Origin of the sequence: Nonomuraea sp. C10, from assembly GCF_008017515.1 — a bacterium.
GTDB classification, from domain to species: Bacteria; Actinomycetota; Actinomycetes; order Streptosporangiales; family Streptosporangiaceae; genus Nonomuraea; species Nonomuraea ferruginea.
Genome location: NZ_VPFF01000001.1, coordinates 3291386 through 3307741, shown reverse-complemented (window position 1 = coordinate 3307741; position 16356 = coordinate 3291386). Strand labels below are relative to the sequence as shown.

Sequence of the window (16356 nt, the reverse complement as noted above, 5' to 3'; positions counted from 1 at the left end):
CCTAGTGGTGGTCCATGGCCTCGCGCAGGCTGCGCGGGCGCATGTCGGTCCAGACCTGCTCGATGTGGTCGAGGCAGCTCTGCTTGGCGCCCTCGAACCCGGTCTCCCGCCAGCCGTCGGGGACGGGGCGTCCGGCGAACCAGATCGAGTACTGCTCCTCGTCGTTGACCACGACCTTGTACTGGCCGTCCCGCATGTCAGCGCCTTTCCGTCCGGGGGAGCCTGCTGATGGTGGTGGTGCCGGTGGCGGGGGCCTGCTGCTTGCCGCGCAGCTCCTCCACGAGCGCGGCCATGCCGGCCACGGTCGGCACCTGGAAGAGGCTGCGCATCGGCAGCCGGACCCCGACCTTCTTCCTGATGAGGGCGATGAGCTGGACGGCGACGAGCGAGTTGCCGCCCAGGTCGAAGAAGTCCTGCTCGACGCTGACCCGGCGGGCGCCGAGCACCTCGCCCCACAGGCCGGCGAGCGCGCTCTCCAGCTCGTTGCGCGGCGCGACGTGGTCGTCGGGGAGCTCGTCCGCGCCACCCGCCGCGGCGGCCGCGTCCAGCTCGCCGGCGACCGTGTCCTGGGTCAGCTCGCGCACGCCGGCGACGTACTCGGCCAGGTCGGTGGCGTTGACCACGACCTGCGGGCCGAGGTTCGCGGCGAGCAGCCGGCGGAACGCCTCGGCGCCTTCTGCCGGGCTGATGCCGCGCTTGGCGCCGTCCACGTCGAGCGCCTGACCGGCGGCGGCCGACTCCTCGTCGACGGCGGTGTCCTCGGCCTGCCGGCGGGCGCCCTCGCCGACGGTCCGCGTGACGGCGTCCTTGTCGATGCGGCGCAGCACGAAGTCGGCGATGGTGACCACCGGTTCGCCGGCGTCGTCGTACAGGGTGAGGTCCGCGGCGAGCACCTCGCCGCCGCCGGTGTCGCGGTGGCGGGCGTGGCTCCACAGGCGGGCCGGGAGCGGCGCGTGCACGGTGACGCGGCCGTAGCCGAGCGGCAGGTAGCTGTGGCCGCCGGAGACGGAGCTTGACGCGACAGAGATGAACGCCGTCGCCTCGTCCAGCAGCGCGGGGTGGAGCGGCAGCCGGTCCAGGTCGGCGGCCACGTCGGGGCCCGCCTCCAGGCGGGCGAGCCGCTCGTCCCCGCCCTGGCTCACCGAGCGCAGGCTGTTCCAGCGGGGGCCGAAAGTGACCAGGCCGGAGGCGGAGGCGAACGGGCTCGGCCCGTCCTCGCCGCCGTACACGCATCGCTGCCGGGCGCCCGCCAGGTCCGACGGCGGCGGCTCCCCGGCGACCCAGGCGGCCGAGCCGCGGGCGTGCTGCGTGGCCTCGCCGCCGGTCACGCTGACCACCTCGAAGTCCATGCCGTCGCCCGCCGGGGTGAGCAGCACCCGCAGCTCGGCGGCTGCGCCGTCGGCGACGGGCAGCGGGGCGACGAACGCGACGTCGCGCAGCTCGATCGCGTGGCCGGGGCCCGGGCTCGGCACGGCGGCCTCGAACGCGGCCCGCGCCGTCTCCAGGTAGCCGGTGCCGGGCATGACGGGCACGCCCGCCACCCGGTGCTCGTCGAGCAGCCAGTGCGTGGACGGGGAGAGCGTGGCCGCGTACCAGGGCCGGCGGCCGGCGCTCTCGTGGCGGTGGCCGAGCACCGGGTGGTCGATCCTGGTCACCCGGTCGCCGCGCTGCAGCGCCCGGAACGCGGCCGGGGCCGCGACCTCGGCCGCCATGCCGACCTCCAGCCAGGCGCCCCAGTTGACCGAGACCGCCCGGCCTGGCCAGGCGTGCGCGCAGGCGTCCATGAAGGCGTTGGCGCCGCAGTAGTCGACCTGGCCGAAGCCGCCGGCCACGGCGGTGACCGACGAGCACAGCATGACGAAGTCGAGCGGCAGGTCGCCGAAGACCTCGCGCACCGCCAGCGTGCCGGCGAGCTTCGGGGCGAGCACGGCCTCGGCCGCCGCCCGCTCCTTGACCTCGGCCATGCCGCCGCCGGGAACCCCGGCCGCGTGCACCACGCCGTCGATGCGGCCGAACCGGTCGAGCGCCTCGGTCCTGGCGCGGCGCAGCGCCCCGGGGTCCGCGGCGTCCGCGGCCAGCACGACCACCTCGGCGCCGGCCCGCTCCATGCGGCGCACGGCGGCGACGGCGCGGCGGACCCGGTCGGGGGCGCCGTCGAGGGTGTCCCACTCCTCCCGGGGCGGCAGCCCCGACCGGCCGAGCAGGACGAGCCGGGCCTGCGCCCGACCGGCCAGGTCCTCGGCGAGGGTGAGTCCGATGCCGCCGAGCCCGCCGGTGATGACGTACACGCCGTGCCGGCGCAGCGGGTCGGCCTGCGGCGGCAGCGGCACCCGGGTGTACCCGCGCAGCCAGCGGCGGCCGGCGCGCAGCGCGACCGGCGACGGCGGCTCGCCCTCGGGCGGCTCGCCGGGCTCGGCGGCCAGCTCGGCGAGCACGGCGGCCGGGTCGTACGGTCCCTCCTCCAGGTCGACGTGGCGGGCCGTCAGCCAGCGGGCTTCCAGCGGGACGACGGCGGTGAAGCCGGCGACGGTGGCGTGCTCGGGCCTGGTGACGTCCCCGCCGACGACTCCCTGGGTGCCCCTGGTGACGATGTCGAGATGGACGCCGCCGTCCCGGTCGGCCTGGGCGAGCGCCTGGACGAGGCCGAGCAGGCTGAAGAATCCCAGGTCCTGGGCGGCGTCGGTGGCGGCGATGTCCCCGGCGGGGGTGCCGTCGAGCGGCCAGGCGTGCACGATCCTGGCGGGGACGCCGGTCTGCGCGATCAGCGCCTCGTAGTCCTCGCGCTCGGCGGGCCGGATGGTGACCGTGCCGTCGGGGGCGACCCCGTACGCGGTGCCGGGGACGACCTGGACCGCGTCGGCGCCGGCGGCGCGCAGGGCGTCGAGGAGCGGCACCCCGCCGGGCCCGGCGAAGACCAGGCAGCGGGCGCCGGCGAGGGAGTCCGCCGGGACGGGGGTGACGGGGGCCTGCCGCCAGGCGGGCACCGAGAAGCGCTCCTCCTGCGGCAGCGCCCCGGTCCGCGCGGCTCTCGGGTAGATCAGCTCGGGGTCGACCGCGGTCGGCACCCAGTGGCGGGTCCGCTCGTACGGGTAGGCGGGCAGCGGGACGCGCCGCGCGGGCTCGGTGATCGCGGTGACGTCGAGCGGCGCGCCCGCGGCCCACAGCGTGCCCGCGGCCGCGTACAGGACCTCGAGGTCGGACTTGGTGTCGGCGGGTCCTGGCAGGCTGGGCAGCGGGGCGGGGGCGGTGCGCGGCAGCTGTGTCCTGGCCAGGCCGGCGAGCTGGCGTCCTGGGCCGCATTCGAGCATCCGCCACTCGCCCTCCGCTGCGAGCGCGGCCACGCAGTCGCCGAACCGGACCGCCTCGCGCAGGTGGCGGGTCCAGTAGCCGGGGTCGGTGGCTTCCTCGGGCGTGATCCAGGTGCCGGTGACGTTCGACAGGAACGGGATCCTGGGCGCGTCGCGGGTGGCGGCGGCGACGGCGGCGTGGAAGTCGCCCAGGATCGGGTCCATCATCGCCGAGTGGAAGGCGTGCGACGTGCGCAGCGCGGTGTGCTGGACCTCGGCCTCGTCCAGCGTGGCCGCGTACCGCTCGACCAGCTCGGCGGGGCCGGCGACGACGCAGGTGCCCGGGCCGTTCACGGTGGCGACGGACAGCCCGTCCGGCAGGGTGCGGCGGACCTCCTCGTGGTCCTGGCGCACGGCCAGCATCGAGCCGGGCGGCATCGACTGCATGAGGCGGCCGCGGGTGGCGACCAGGCGCAGCGCGTCCGGCAGCGGGAAGACGCCGGCGACGGCGGCGGCCACGTACTCGCCGATGCTGTGGCCGATCATGGCGGCCGGTTCGATCCCCCACGACGACCACAGGCGGGCCAGCGCCCACTCGACGGTGAACAGCGCGGGCTGGGCCAGCTCCGTCTGGCGCAGCCGCTCGTCGGCGGCCTCCCGCTCGTCGTCGCCGGGGAACAGCAGCGTCCGCAGGTCCAGGCCGAGCTCGTCGCGGAGCAGCGCGGCGCACTCGTCCACGGCGGCGGCGAACACCGGCTCGGTGCGGTAGAGACCGGCGCCCATGCCGGCGTACTGGGCGCCCTGGCCGGAGAACAGCCACGCCACCCGGGGCGTGCCCGCCTTGGCCTTGGTCACCCGGCGTGAGTCGCGCAGGGCGGCGACCGCGTCGGCGGGGTCGGCGGCGACCACGGCCGCCCGGTGCTTGTGCTGCTTGCGCCCGGTGCGCAGCGTGTGCGCCACGTCGGCGAGGGAGACCTCCCGGTCCTCCAGGTGGCCGGCCAGCCGCCGCACGGCGGCGTCGAGCGCGGCCGGGGTGCGGGCCGACAGCTGCAGCAGGTGGGCGGGGCGCGGCCGGGCGGTCGGCAGCGGGGCGGGCGGCGCCTGCTCGACGACGACGTGCGCGTTGGTGCCGCCGATGCCGAAGGAGCTGACGCCGGCGCGGCGCGGGTGGCCGTTCGTCTCCCACTTGGTCAGGGTGGCGTTGACCCGGAACGGCCCGGACTCGAAGTCGATGCGCGGGTTGGGCCGCTCGTAGTTGAGGCTGGGCGGGATCATGCCGTGCTCCAGCGCGAGCACGGTCTTGATGAAGCCGGCGATGCCCGCGGCCGGGCCGAGATGGCCGATGTTGGTCTTGACCGAGCCGATGCCGCACCAGCCGGTCTCCTCCGAGGCCGCGCCGAGCACCCCGGCCAGGGCGGCGACCTCGATCGGGTCGCCGAGCGAGGTCCCGGTGCCGTGCGCCTCGACGTAGGTGACGGTGCGCGGGTCGATCTGGGCGACGCCGAGCGCCTGCGAGACCGCCGCGGCCTGGCCCTCGGCGCTGGGCGCGGAGAAGCCGACCTTCGTGGCGCCGTCGTTGTTGATCGCGTTGCCGATGACGACGGCGCGGACGTGGTCGCCGTCGGCGATCGCGTCGGACAGCCGCTTGAGCACGGCCATGCCGCCGCCACCGCCCCAGATCGTGCCCTGCGCGGACGCGTCGAAGGCCCGGCAGTGCCCGTCCGGGGAGTAGATGCCGTCCTGGTGGTACAGGTAGCCCCACTCGGCGGGCAGCTCCAGCGACGCGCCGCCGGTCAGCGCCATGTCGCACTCGCCGGCGCGCAGCGCCTCGCAGGCGACGTGCAGCGCCACCAGCGAGGACGAGCAGGCCGTGTGCAGGGTGAGCGACGGGCCGCGCAGGTCGAGCTTGTACGACACGAGCGTGGCCAGGTAGTCGGGGTGGTTGCCGGTGTAGACGGCCAGGTTGCCCACGGAGGCGAACACCTCGGTGTTGGGCCGCACGTACAGCCACTGGTACTCGTCGGAGCCGATCGCCCCGTACACGCCGATCTCGCCGGGGTAGCGCGCCGGGTCGTAGCCGGCGTCCTCCAGCGCGGTGTTGGCCAGCTCCAGGAACATGCGCTGCTGCGGGTCGCGCAGCTCCGCCTCGCGCGGCGACATGCCGAAGAAGGCGGCGTCCAGCGCGCCGTAGTCGTCGGCGACGGAGGCCGCCGGGACGAACATCGGATCGTCGAGCAGGTGGGCGGGCACGCCCATCGCCTCCTGCTCGGCCCGGGTGTGGAACTTCACGGACTCCACCCCGTCCACCAGGTTGCGCCAGAACGCGGGCACGTCCTCGGCGCCCGGCAGGCGGCAGGCCAGCCCGACGACCGCGATCGGCTCGACCCCGTTGCCTTCTTCGTGGTTCATTCGTTGCTCTCCTGTCTGGGCTGCTGTGGCCGGTGGGGTGAGGATCGTGCCCGCCGCGCGGCGACCCGCCGGGCGGCTCGGTCCCAGCCGGCCGGACGGCGTTCGCCGTCGAGGTGCGCGGCCAGATCTCGTACGGTCGGGAAGCGGAAGAGGTCGACGATCGGCACCTCACGGCCGAGCGAGGCGGCCAGGCGGGCCTGGACCTGCGCGGTGGCCAGCGAGTGCCCGCCGATCTCGAAGAAGTTCGCGCCGGCGGAGATGCTGGGCAGGCCGAGCACCTCGCGCCAGACGCCGGCGACCAGGCGTTCGGTGCCGGTGGCGGGCTCCTGGCCGCTCGCCGGCGCGGGGCGGGGCGGCGGGGCGGGCAGCCGGGCGCGGTCCACCTTGCCGTTGGGGGTGAGCGGGAGCGCGGGCAGCAGGACGAGCTCGGCCGGCAGCGCGTAGCCGGGCAGGCTCGCGGCCAGGTGGCGGCGCAGCTCGGCCTGGCCGACGGCGGGCCCGTCGGTGACCGCGTACGCGAGCGGCACCCTGCCGCCCGGCCGCTCGGCGACCGTGGCCGCGGCGGCCCGCACGCCGGGGTGGGCCAGGAGCGCGGCCTCGACCTCGCCGAGCTCCACCCGGTAGCCGCGGATCTTCACCTGCCCGTCGGCCCGGCCGGCGAGCACGACGCGGCCGTCCGGGTCGTAGCGGCCGAGGTCGCCGGTGCGGTAGCGGGCCGTCTCGCCGTCCCGCTCGCGGGCGAACCGCTCCCGGGTGAGGGTCTCGTCCAGGTACGACTCCGCCAGGCGGCGGCTCCTGACCACGACCTCGCCCAGCTCGCCGACGGCCGCGGGCGCGCCGGCCGCGTCGAGGACGAGCAGCTCGGCGCCGTCCACGCCGTGCCCGGCGGGAACCGGGTCGCCGTGGTCGGGCGGGTCGCCGATCTCGTGCACGGCCTGCGCCTGCGGAGTCTCGGTGGTGCCGTAGGCGTTGACCAGGCGGGCGTCCGGGGCGACGCGGCGGAACCGGGCGGCGTCGGCGTAGGTGAGCCGGTCGCCGCCGAACAGCACCAGCCGCAGATCAGGCAGCCGGACCCCGGCGGCCGCGATGAGCGCGGCGAGCTGCGGGGTGAGGTGGGCGACGGTGATCCTTCGCCCGCGCAGCCATCCGGCCAGCTTGGCGGGGTCCCGCACCAGGTCCGGGCCCGGCACGTGCAGGGTGGCGCCGAGCACCAGCGGGGTGAACGCGTCCCGCAGCAGCGGGTCGTGCGCCAGCCCGGCCAGGAGCGCGAACCGGTCATCCCCGGTGAGGCCGTACGCGCGCGGGTACCAGTCGAGGAACCGGGCCAGCGGGCGCTCCGGCGTCCGCACGGGCTTGGGCTCCCCCGTGGTCCCCGACGTGAACGCCAGATACCCCCGCTCCTCCATCGGCACCACCCGACAGGCCGTCCCACCCTGCTCTGAACCCACCTCCGCCCTGTCACCACTCCCGTTCGTGACCGCTTCCGCCCCGTCACCACTCCCGCCTAAGAGCACCCCTGTCCGGTCCCCACTGCCGTTCGTGGCCGCTACTGCCCGGTCACCACTCCCGTTCAGGACGCCGGGACCCGCGGTCTCTCCCTCACCGAGCAGCTTCCGAGCGGCAAGATCGACCGACTCCCCGTCACCGCTCCCGCCAAGGACGCCGGGACCCGCGGCGCCTTCCTCACCGGTCAGATTCCGGGCTGCCAGGTCGGCTGGCCCCTCGTCACCGTTCGCGGGGGTACGGGGTTCTCCTGCTGGAGGGAGCCATGCCAGGTCGGGCGGGATCTGGATGCCGGGGCAGGCGATGATGCTGGTCGCGCCGGCCGCGCGGGCTTGGGCCGCGAGCCGGGCGGGCGGCAGCGCCGTGTCGAGCACCGCCCAGCGGGCTCCCGCCGCCAGCACGCCCAGCATCAGGGCCGGCAGCTCGCGCGTACGCTCGGCGAGGATCGCCACCGTCTCCCCCGCCCGCACGGCCGCGCCCGCCGCATCGGCCAGCCGGGAGAGGTCCGCGTACGTCAGCTCGCCGTCCTCGCCGCTGACCGCCACCCGCTCGGGCCCACCGGCCACCTGCATGAGCACCCGCTCCACCACCCCGGCCCCGTCCCATCCGGACAGCACCGCAGTCCCGTCCGGCAGCCGGACCGCCCCGGATGCATCCATGAGCCCCGTACTCACATCCGGCGAAGCACCGCCCCACACCCCGCGCCCCACCGACGCTCCGCCGTCGCGGAAGACTTCCCCGCCCTGAACCTCGGCCGCCCCGGCCACATCACCGACGCCCACCACCCCGGCCTGGGCCCCCGCCGTCGCCGCCACCTCCACGCCACCGGCGCTGGCCGCCCCGGCAAGGGTCAGCGGCTTGACCTCGGCCGGGTCGGGGAGCGGCCCGTCGTCACCTCGTCGAGGACGGGGGCGCAGGCGTGACTCGCGTACGGGACGGGCCGGGTCGGCGGTGAGGTCGGTGAGGAGGCGCAAGTAGCCGTGCAGCAGAGCGTCGACGCGCGACCGGCGGAACAGTCTGGGGTTGTAGACGGCCTGCAGCACATAGCACCCGTCGCGTTCCCCCACGTACAGGGTGAGGTCGAACAAGGACCCGGGCAGCCCGGGAGGCAGCGGGGCCGCCGCGACGCCGGGCAGGTCCAGCCGCGGCTCGGTGAAGTCGTACATGTTGAACAACACCTGCACGAGCGGGTTGCGCGACAGGTCGCGGCCCGGCCCGAGCCGGTCCACCAGCCGCTCCAGCCGCACGTCCAGATGGGCCAGCGCACCCGACAGCGCCTCCTGGCAGCGGGCGACGTGCGCGGCGAACGGCGCGCCGTCGTCCACCCGCAGCCGCACCGGCAGCACCTGCACCAGGCACCCGGCCACCGGGTCGAGCGCCGGGTCGCGGCGGTCCGCGACGGGGGTGCCGACGATCAGGTCGGGCTGGCCGGACAGCCGCCGCAGGACCTGCCCGTAGGCGGCGAGCAGCACCGCGTACGGGGTGCCGCCGAGCCGCACGGCCAGCTCCCGCACGGCGGCGCTGACCCCGGCGCCCGCCTCGGCGGTGACGGACTCGCCGTCGAACGTCTGCACCGGCGGGCGCGGATGGTCGCGCGGCAGGTCCAGCACCGTGGGCGCGCCGTCGAGGTGCCCGCTCCACCAGGCCAGGTCCGCCTCGCCGTCGCGCCGGCCGAGCCAGTCCACGTACCCGCCGTAGGTGGCGCGCAGCGGCGGGAACGCCTCCTGCCGGTACGCGCGCGAGATGTCCTCGTACAGCACCTTCTGTGACCAGCCGTCGAACACCAGGTGGTGGACGGTGACGACGAGCACGTGCTCCTCCACGTGCTCGTCCCGGGCGAGCCGCAGCAGCCTGGCCCGCCACAGCGGCCCCTCGGCCAGGTCGAACGCCAGCCGCGCCTCGGCCTGCAGCCGTTCGCGCAGCTCCGCGTCGGTCACGTCCTCGACGGGCAGCGGCACCGGGCCGGGCGGCGTGACCGTCACGGAAGGGACGCCGCCCGCCTGGGGCACCCGCCAGCGCAGCACCTCGTGCCGTTCGGCCACCGACGCCAGCGCCCGGCGCAGCGCCGCCACGTCCAGCGGGCCGGTGAGCCGCTGGGCCATGGCGATGTTGTGCGCCGGCGTGCCGGGGGCCAGCCGTTCCACGAACCACATCCGCCGTTGCACCGCCGACAGCGCCGCCGGTCCGTCGCCGGGCGGCTCCTCCCGCAGCGGAGGCGCCGCCGCGGCCCGGCGGGCGATCCCGGCCACGGTCCTGCCCGCCAGCACGTCCTCGACGGCCAGTTCCCGGCCCAGCCGGGTCCGCAGCAGCGCGGTCAGCCGCATGGCCAGCAGCGAGTGGCCCCCACGGGCGAAGAAGTCGTCGTCCGCCAGCGGCTCCGCACCCCCGAACGCCTCCCCCCAGGCCGCGGCCACCTCCCGCACCATCACCTCACCCCCGCCCAGGTGATCGCTCTCGCGGGCCGCAGACGAACCGGCCCCCTGCTCGCCGTCGCGAGGAGTCGTCTGCTGGTCGGCCGTGGGCGGGGCCGTCCGATGGGTGCTGGTGGTTTCCTCGTGGGCGAGCCGGTGGCCGGATTCCTCCGTGGTGACCTCGGGGCCGGAGGGGTGGGCGTGCTGGTCGCCGAGGGTGCGCAGGGCGGCCAGGTCGACCTTGCCTGCCGGTGTCAGCGGGAGTGCGGGCAGGCGCAGCACCCGGGTGGGGACCATGTACGCGGGCACGCTGTCCAGGCAGTGGGCGCGCACCCCTTCCAGGTCCGGGGCCTCCTGCGGGGTCAGGTACGCGACCAGTTCCGTCAGCCCGCCCGCTCCGGTGCCGGCGTCCACGACGGCCTGGCGGATCTCGGGGTGGGCGCGCAGCACCACCTCGATCTCGCCGATCTCCACCCGCTGCCCCTGGACCTTCACCTGCCGGTCCAGCCGGCCGATGAAGCCGATCCGGCCGTCCGCGTCCAGCACCACCCGGTCCCCGGTCCGGTACAGCCGCGCACCGGGCTCGCCGTACGGGTCCGGCACGAACCTCTCGGCCGTCAGCCCAGGCCGGTGCAGGTAGCCGCGGGCGAGCTGCGGCCCGCCGACGCACAGCTCGCCGGGCGTGCCCGGCGGGACCGGCCGGAGCAGGTCGTCGAGGATGTACGCGGTGCAGCCCGGCAGCGGGTGCCCGATCGGCAACGGCCGGTCCCAGTCGCCGTCGAGCTCGGTGCCGACCACGCACACGGTCGTCTCGGTCGGCCCGTACCAGTTGTGGAACCGCCTGCGGCCCGGCCGCGACCACCGCGCCACCTGCTCGGGCCCGGCCGGCTCCCCCGCGGTGAGCAGGTCGCGCAGCGCCGGCAGCCGGTCGGGGTCGAGCAGCGGCAGCAGCGCGGGCGGGATCGTGCCCCAGGTGACCCGGTGCCGTTCCAGGAACCGCTGCAGCCGTACGGGATCGACCCGGTCCTCGTCGGCGGTGAGCATGACGCACCCGCCCCGCGCGAGCGGCGCGAAGATGTCGAGCACGGACACGTCGAACCCGAGCGCCGCGAACCCGATGGAGCGGCACGACGCGTCCAGGCCGAAGTACGCGCCCGCCATGGTCACGAACGCCACCGCCGACGCGTGGCTCACCACGACCCCCTTGGGCCGCCCGGTGGATCCGGAGGTGTAGAGCACGTACGCCGCGGAGCCCTCCGCGGCGGCGGCCGGTTCCGGGGGCGGGAGCTCGCCCTGGGCGGGGGCGACGAGGCGGAGGGGGAGGTCGCGCAGGACGCCGCGGCCCGCCTGGTCGGCGACCACCAGGGTGATCCCGGCGTCGCCGATGACGGTCTCCAGCCGCTTGCGCGGGTGCGACGGGTCGAGCGGGACGTACGCGGCGCCGGACATCAGGACTCCCAGCACCGACACCAGCAGTTCCGGCGTGCGCCGCCCGCACACGCCGACCCGCGTCTCCGGACCGGCGCCCAGCTCGCGCAGCCGGTGTGCCAGCGCTCCCGCCGCGGCGGTGAGCCCGCGGTAGGTCAGGCTCGTGTCCCACTGCCGCACCGCGGGCGCGTCAGGAGTGCGGGCGGCCTGGGCGGTGACGAGTTCGTGGAGCAGCGTCGCGGTGGTCACGTTCACCCCGTCATCCGGCCCGGTCGGGCAGCGTGTCGAATCTCAGCCGCACCCGGTCGTACGGCACGGCCACGGCGGCCGGCGCCTCGCCCCGGGCGGTGGGCACCGGCAGGTGGACGACCCACCAGCCGGACAGCCGGCCTTCCGAGGCCCGCCACGGCGCCGGATCGGCCAGATCGGGGAACCCGGCGGCCGTCGGGTCGGCGCCGGGACCCGCCGCGGCGGCGAGCGCCCGCTTCGCGGTGACGGCCCGCAGTTCGAGCCACCGCCGGTCCTCTTCCGCGGCCCCTTCGACCTGCTCCCGCTCCCCGGCGCTCAGCCACCTCGCCGCGTCGACCGGCCCGGCCGGGTGCGTGAGGGCCACGCCCACGGTCGGGGCGCGGGTTGCCGCTGTCAGGACGAGGCCGGCCGCCTGGCAGGTGGCGACGGTCAGCCCGGCGTCTCCGTGTTCGCCGTACGGAAGCGGTCCGCTGCCCAGCCAGAGGTGGACCTCGCCCAGGTCAGGGAGGGGGTGGACGCCGGCGAGGTCGGCGGCGATGAGGGCCGCCAGGTCGCCGGGCCGGTCCTTGACGAACAGGTGGCCGCCCGCGAGGGTGCGCAGGCGGAAGCCGGCCGTCGTGTGGCGGGCCCAGCCGAGCATGTCCGCCGCGCCCACCTCGCCGTCGTCCAGGCCGGTGAAGGCGACGATCGGGGTGTCGACGGGCGGCTCCGGCTCGTACCGGTAGCTCTTGATCCAGGCGAAGTCGGCGCGGAGCACGGGCAGCAGCAGCTCGCGCAGCTCGGGCACGTGCTTGAGCTCGGGCAGCGCGCCCGAGCGGCGGACGAGCTGGTCGATGAACGCCTCGTCGGGCAGGTCGGCGGTGGCGGCGAGCGGGACCTTGCGGTGCGGCGGGTGGGCGCCGCCCACGTACAGGCGCGAGGGCGGCGGCAGGCCGCGCCGGCGCAGCTCGCGCACCACCTCGAAGGCGAGCCGCGCGCCCATGCTGTGCCCGTACAGCGCGTACGGGGCGCCGGTGGCGGGCTCGATCTCGTCGGCGATCTCGCCCACGGTGAAGGCCGGCGGCTCGGCGATGCGGTTCTCGCGGCCGGGGAGCTGGATGGGGGTCACCGTGAGGCCGGCGAGCTCGCGGAGGAGACCTCCGTAAGCGCTCGCGCCTCCTCCGGCGTAGGGCAGGCAGAACAGCGTGCGGGCGGGAGCGGGCACCGTGGGATGGGGGGTCCGCTGCGCCGCCGTCAAGAAGCCGGCGATCGTCCAGCACCTCCCCGGCGGGGAGCGGCGCAAGTTGTCGGAGTGTGATGGATTCGTCGCTCGATGTGCAGGCCGTCAATCGCCATGTTACGGCGCTCCTCGACAAATGCCTCGGAACAACTAAGCAAATGGGGAATTACTACGAAGGGTCACTACATTTCGTGCGATGTAACGCGGTAGTGCGACAAGAACTCTTATATCCAGGTTGAGAGGAGGAGTCAACGCCGCGATTAACGCTCTTCCGCCATGCGACGCGACAAAAATCAGACCCGGGGAAATATTGCCCAGGCAGCCCTGGGATGATAGGCGCGCGTGCGAGGCGGCCGAATGCGACCGAAACCAAATACGGCGGACCGATTCCGAGCCTCGCTGTCCGCTATGTCCGCCTTTATCTCCAAATCTGCCTCTATAGGGTGATTCACTGCTGCGCCCAGCCGCCGGTGAGCTTCCGCACGGCGAGCCGCAGGCACCCCCGAGCCTCAGGGCGGCCGGCCCCGTGACAAGAATTCCCGGCTCGCGCGTTTTTTCGTCAGATCCCGCCCCCGGCGACCACGGTCCGGCGATCCGGCCACCACCATCGGCGCGATTCCACACCGCTTTCCGGCCCACATGAATAGGAGCTTGTCAAGGCGAGAAAGCTGTTCGAGCAATATCGGCCGTAGTCGCTACGAGCAGGCCGACGGCACCGTTCCCCGGGGACCGGAAACACGGGGAACCGCGACGGGGCACGACATCATGACAAGGACGGCCCTTGGTTGCAACACATCCAGTAAGAAAGCCTCGAAATCCCTCCCCCGCATTTCCCCGAGAAAAATCCCTATCAATATGAATGCGCTCGGCCTCGGAGCCGCCGGAAAACAATTCGCCCACGTTTGAACGGGCTCGATTCCGGTAGGGCGTCGCGTGTGGGTGGATTGCGGATGCGCGAGCGCTGGGACGACGTGGGTGGCCGCCGGATGCGGAGCCTGGAGGTGGGGCGCCGCGGCGAGACGGTCGTGCTGCTGCCCGGCCTGGGCGCCGTCGGCTACATGAAGGACACGCTGGCCGGTTGCGCCTCGTGGGCGCACGCGTTCCTGCTGGACGTGCCGGGGTTCGGGCACCGGCCGCCGAGGCCGTGCGCGGCCGAGGTGCCGGCCGTGGCGGAGGCCGTGGGCGACTGGCTGGAGGCGGTGCCCGACGGGCCGGTGGTGCTCGCGGGGCACTCCAGCGGCGCCCAGGTCGCGCTGCGGGTCGCGGCCGCACACCCGGCGCGGGTGAGGTCGCTGGTGCTGCTCGGGCCGACGTTCCCGCCGCGCCAGCGGACGCTGCGGCGGATGGCGCGGCCCTTCCTGCGCACGGTGGTGCGCGAGCCGCTGAGCGTGCTGCCCGTCACGCTGCCGTACTACCTGCGGGGCGGGCCGGCCGAGGTGCTGCGGTGCGTCCGCTCGGCGCAGTCAGACTTCCCCGAGTACCTGATCGGCAAGATCTCCTGCCCGGTGCTGGTCGTCCGCGGCGCGCGCGACCACATGTGCCCGAAGGCCTGGGCCGACGGCCTGGCCATCACGGCCCCGCTGGGGCGGTCGGTGACGGTGCCGGGGGCGCACGTGTTCCCGTTCCAGCACGGCGGGATGACGGCCTCGCTGATCGCGGAGGCGGCCGCCCTCGCCGACTCCTACGCGCCCATGCGGCCTTCTTACCGGCGGGCGGAACCGCCGGCCGTGGTGCTGCCGTCTTCGGAGGAGCCCCGGTCGGCCTCGCCGGGCGTGTAGTAGCGGCGCAGCCAGGCGGCCAGCCCGTCCAGGCCGGGCAGCAGCACCCGCTCGGTGATGCCCGCCTGGTCCAGCCGGTTCCTGATCTCCAGTTTGACCCGGGCGGGGAGCAGCCAGCCCCGCCACAGGTCCGGATGCCCGGCCAGCCATTCCTGCACCTGGTAGGCGGGGGAAGAGGTCGCCGACAGCACTGACGACTGGTTGACGACCCGCTCGTCCAGCGACGGCGGCTCGAAGAACGTCAGGAACGGCCGGTCGCCGGCCAGCCGGCCGAACCCGTCCAGGTCGCCCGCCACCCGGGCGAGCATCTCGGTGGTGAACACCAGCGCCCCCTCCCGCTCCAGTTCCTCGCGCAGCGGCCCGGGCAGCAGCCGGTGCGCGCGCTCGCAGTCGACGGCCAGCAGCGCCCCGTCCTCCTCGGGCCAGGACGCGGTCGCGAAGTGCAGGGCCACCAGCGGCGAGAACGTCCAGTCCAGCAGCCGGGTCGGCAGCCCGTGGTGCTGGCCGAGCGCCAGCCAGTCCCACACGGTCTCCCCCGGCGTGGCGCGGTGGGCGTACTTGCGGAAGTTGCGCACCAGGTGCCGCTCGAGGGCGGCGTAGTCGCCGCGCAGCCGCGACAGGCTGGACACGTGCGCGTCCGTGCTCCGGGCCAGCCCGCGGAAGACCAGCGTCGGATGCACGTGGGCGCTGCCGCGCGGCCTGCTGGCCTCGCAGATCGCGTCGTCCAGCTCCCGCCACGACGACACCTCGTGCGACCTCATCCCCGCACCGCTGCCCCGAGGCAGCCGGTTGACACCGATGACCTGCGACGTTACGCGCCGGCGCGGCCGTGCCACTCGGTGAGCAGGACCGTGGCGTCGTCCTGGAGCCGGCCCTCGTGGTGGTCCATGACGTCCTTGATGAGCCGGCGGAGCGTCTCCGGCACCGGCAGCCGGGCGCAGGAGTGCCGCAGGATGAAGTCGACGAACCGCTCCATCCCGAACTGCTCGCCGCGGTGGCGTCCCGCCTCGACGATCCCGTCGGTGTACATGAGCAGCCGGTCGCCGGGTTCGAGCTGCTCGTGGCAGACCTGCGCGGGAAGCTCCAGGCCGAGCCCGAACGGGGCCGTCGGCGGGCAGTCCAGCGTGGTGACCCACCGGCCGGCCCTGATGAGCACCGGCGGGTGGTGGCCGCGGTTCACCCACGACAGCATGCCGGTGCGCAGGTCGAAGTCGGCCATGATCGCGGTGACGAACCGGGCCGTCTCCCCGAACTCGCGCAGCAGCAGGTTCTCGATGCCCTCGCTGGTCGCGTCCAGGCAGGCGCCGTCGCGCCGCAGGTTGCGGCTGGCGGCCATGACCAGGTTGGCGGCCAGCCCGGCGGCCACGTCGTGGCCCATCGCGTCGAAGATGGCCAGGTGGACGATCTCGTCGCCGAGCGCGTAGTCGAAGGCGTCCCCGCCGATCTCGTAGGCGGGCTCCAGCACTCCCGCGATGGTCACCTCGGCGTTGGCGAAGGTGAGCGGCGGCATCAGATGCCAGAGCATCTCGGCGGCGACGTTCATCCGCCGCGAGCGCACCAGGCGCGTGTACGAGTCGCTGAAGGAGCGCCGGCCGGCGACCAGGAGAGCCAGCAGCTGGGCCAGGTCGAGCACGTCCTCCTCGGCCACGGCGCTCGGGCGCTCGACGAGGACACGGAGCGCGCCGAGGCGCTCGGCGCCGTTCAGCAGCGGCACCCACCAGCATTCCATGCCGCGCTCGGCGGGCTTGCGCAGGATGCGCACCTCCTGGAAGGCCCGGCCGCCGTAGGTGGCGTCGATGCGCAGGTCGTCGGGCGGCTTGTCCTCGGTGACGTCGTCCGGCGCGCCGGGGTGGCCGTACGGCCCGTCCCGCTCGGCGAGCAGCCGCAACGTGCTCTGCTGCAGGTCGGCCAGGTAGATCAGGCACTGCCGGACACCCACCTGCGGAGCGTGGCGGGCGGCCAGGTTCGGCAGGTCCTCCAGCGTGGCCTGCTGCCCGTCCCGCAGCAGGCCGCTCAGCGCATTCCGGACATCACGAGGGCCGCTCATCGGATTTCGCCCCCCATTTCGCCTT

7 protein-coding genes are annotated in these 16356 nt (G+C 74.9%); 1 reads left to right on the top strand and 6 read right to left on the bottom strand.

Annotated elements, in window-relative coordinates:
* Position 1 precedes the first annotated feature (1 nt).
* The 4 genes from FR742_RS15025 to FR742_RS15000 are packed head-to-tail and all read right to left on the bottom strand — an operon-like array spanning position 2 to position 12569.
* Complete coding sequence (locus FR742_RS15025) at positions 2–196, bottom strand: MbtH family NRPS accessory protein (protein WP_148031534.1); 195 nt, start codon at positions 194–196, stop codon at positions 2–4.
* Position 197: 1 nt separating this feature from the next.
* Positions 198–5696 (bottom strand): type I polyketide synthase, encoded by a 5499-nt coding sequence (locus FR742_RS15020; protein WP_148031533.1) that lies wholly within the window; start codon positions 5694–5696, stop codon positions 198–200.
* A complete protein-coding gene (locus FR742_RS45800; RefSeq protein WP_261808543.1) occupies positions 5693–11293 on the bottom strand; it encodes a non-ribosomal peptide synthetase in 5601 nt (1866 codons plus the stop codon). The genes FR742_RS15020 and FR742_RS45800 overlap by 4 nt, the downstream gene beginning before the upstream one ends.
* Positions 11294–11297: 4 nt before the next feature.
* Positions 11298–12569 carry a thioesterase II family protein gene (locus tag FR742_RS15000; RefSeq protein ID WP_148031532.1) on the bottom strand — a complete coding sequence of 424 codons (1272 nt, stop codon included), beginning with the start codon at positions 12567–12569 and terminating at the stop codon, positions 11298–11300.
* 887 nt (positions 12570–13456) lie between these two features.
* Between FR742_RS15000 and FR742_RS14995 the strand changes: the two genes are divergently transcribed.
* On the top strand, positions 13457–14284 hold the full coding sequence (locus tag FR742_RS14995; RefSeq protein ID WP_148031531.1) for an alpha/beta fold hydrolase: 828 nt from the start codon (positions 13457–13459) through the stop codon (positions 14282–14284).
* Here FR742_RS14995 and FR742_RS14990 read toward each other — a convergent pair.
* Both FR742_RS14990 and FR742_RS14985 read right to left on the bottom strand, forming a co-directional pair.
* On the bottom strand, positions 14209–15045 hold the full coding sequence (locus tag FR742_RS14990) for an FRG domain-containing protein (protein WP_148031530.1): 837 nt from the start codon (positions 15043–15045) through the stop codon (positions 14209–14211). The genes FR742_RS14995 and FR742_RS14990 overlap by 76 nt on opposite strands.
* Before the next feature lie 50 nt (positions 15046–15095).
* Positions 15096–16331: a PP2C family protein-serine/threonine phosphatase gene (locus FR742_RS14985; protein ID WP_148031529.1), complete on the bottom strand. Its 1236-nt coding sequence runs from the start codon at positions 16329–16331 to the stop codon at positions 15096–15098.
* Positions 16332–16356 lie beyond the last annotated feature (25 nt).

Coding starts and splice junctions, on each gene's coding strand:
- FR742_RS14990 (WP_148031530.1), bottom strand. CDS start 15,045: ATGAGGTCGCACGAGGTGTCGTCGTGGCGGGAGCTGGACGACGCGATC.
- FR742_RS15025 (WP_148031534.1), bottom strand. CDS start 196: ATGCGGGACGGCCAGTACAAGGTCGTGGTCAACGACGAGGAGCAGTAC.
- FR742_RS14995 (WP_148031531.1), top strand. CDS start 13,457: ATGCGCGAGCGCTGGGACGACGTGGGTGGCCGCCGGATGCGGAGCCTG.
- FR742_RS15020 (WP_148031533.1), bottom strand. CDS start 5,696: ATGAACCACGAAGAAGGCAACGGGGTCGAGCCGATCGCGGTCGTCGGG.
- FR742_RS14985 (WP_148031529.1), bottom strand. CDS start 16,331: ATGAGCGGCCCTCGTGATGTCCGGAATGCGCTGAGCGGCCTGCTGCGG.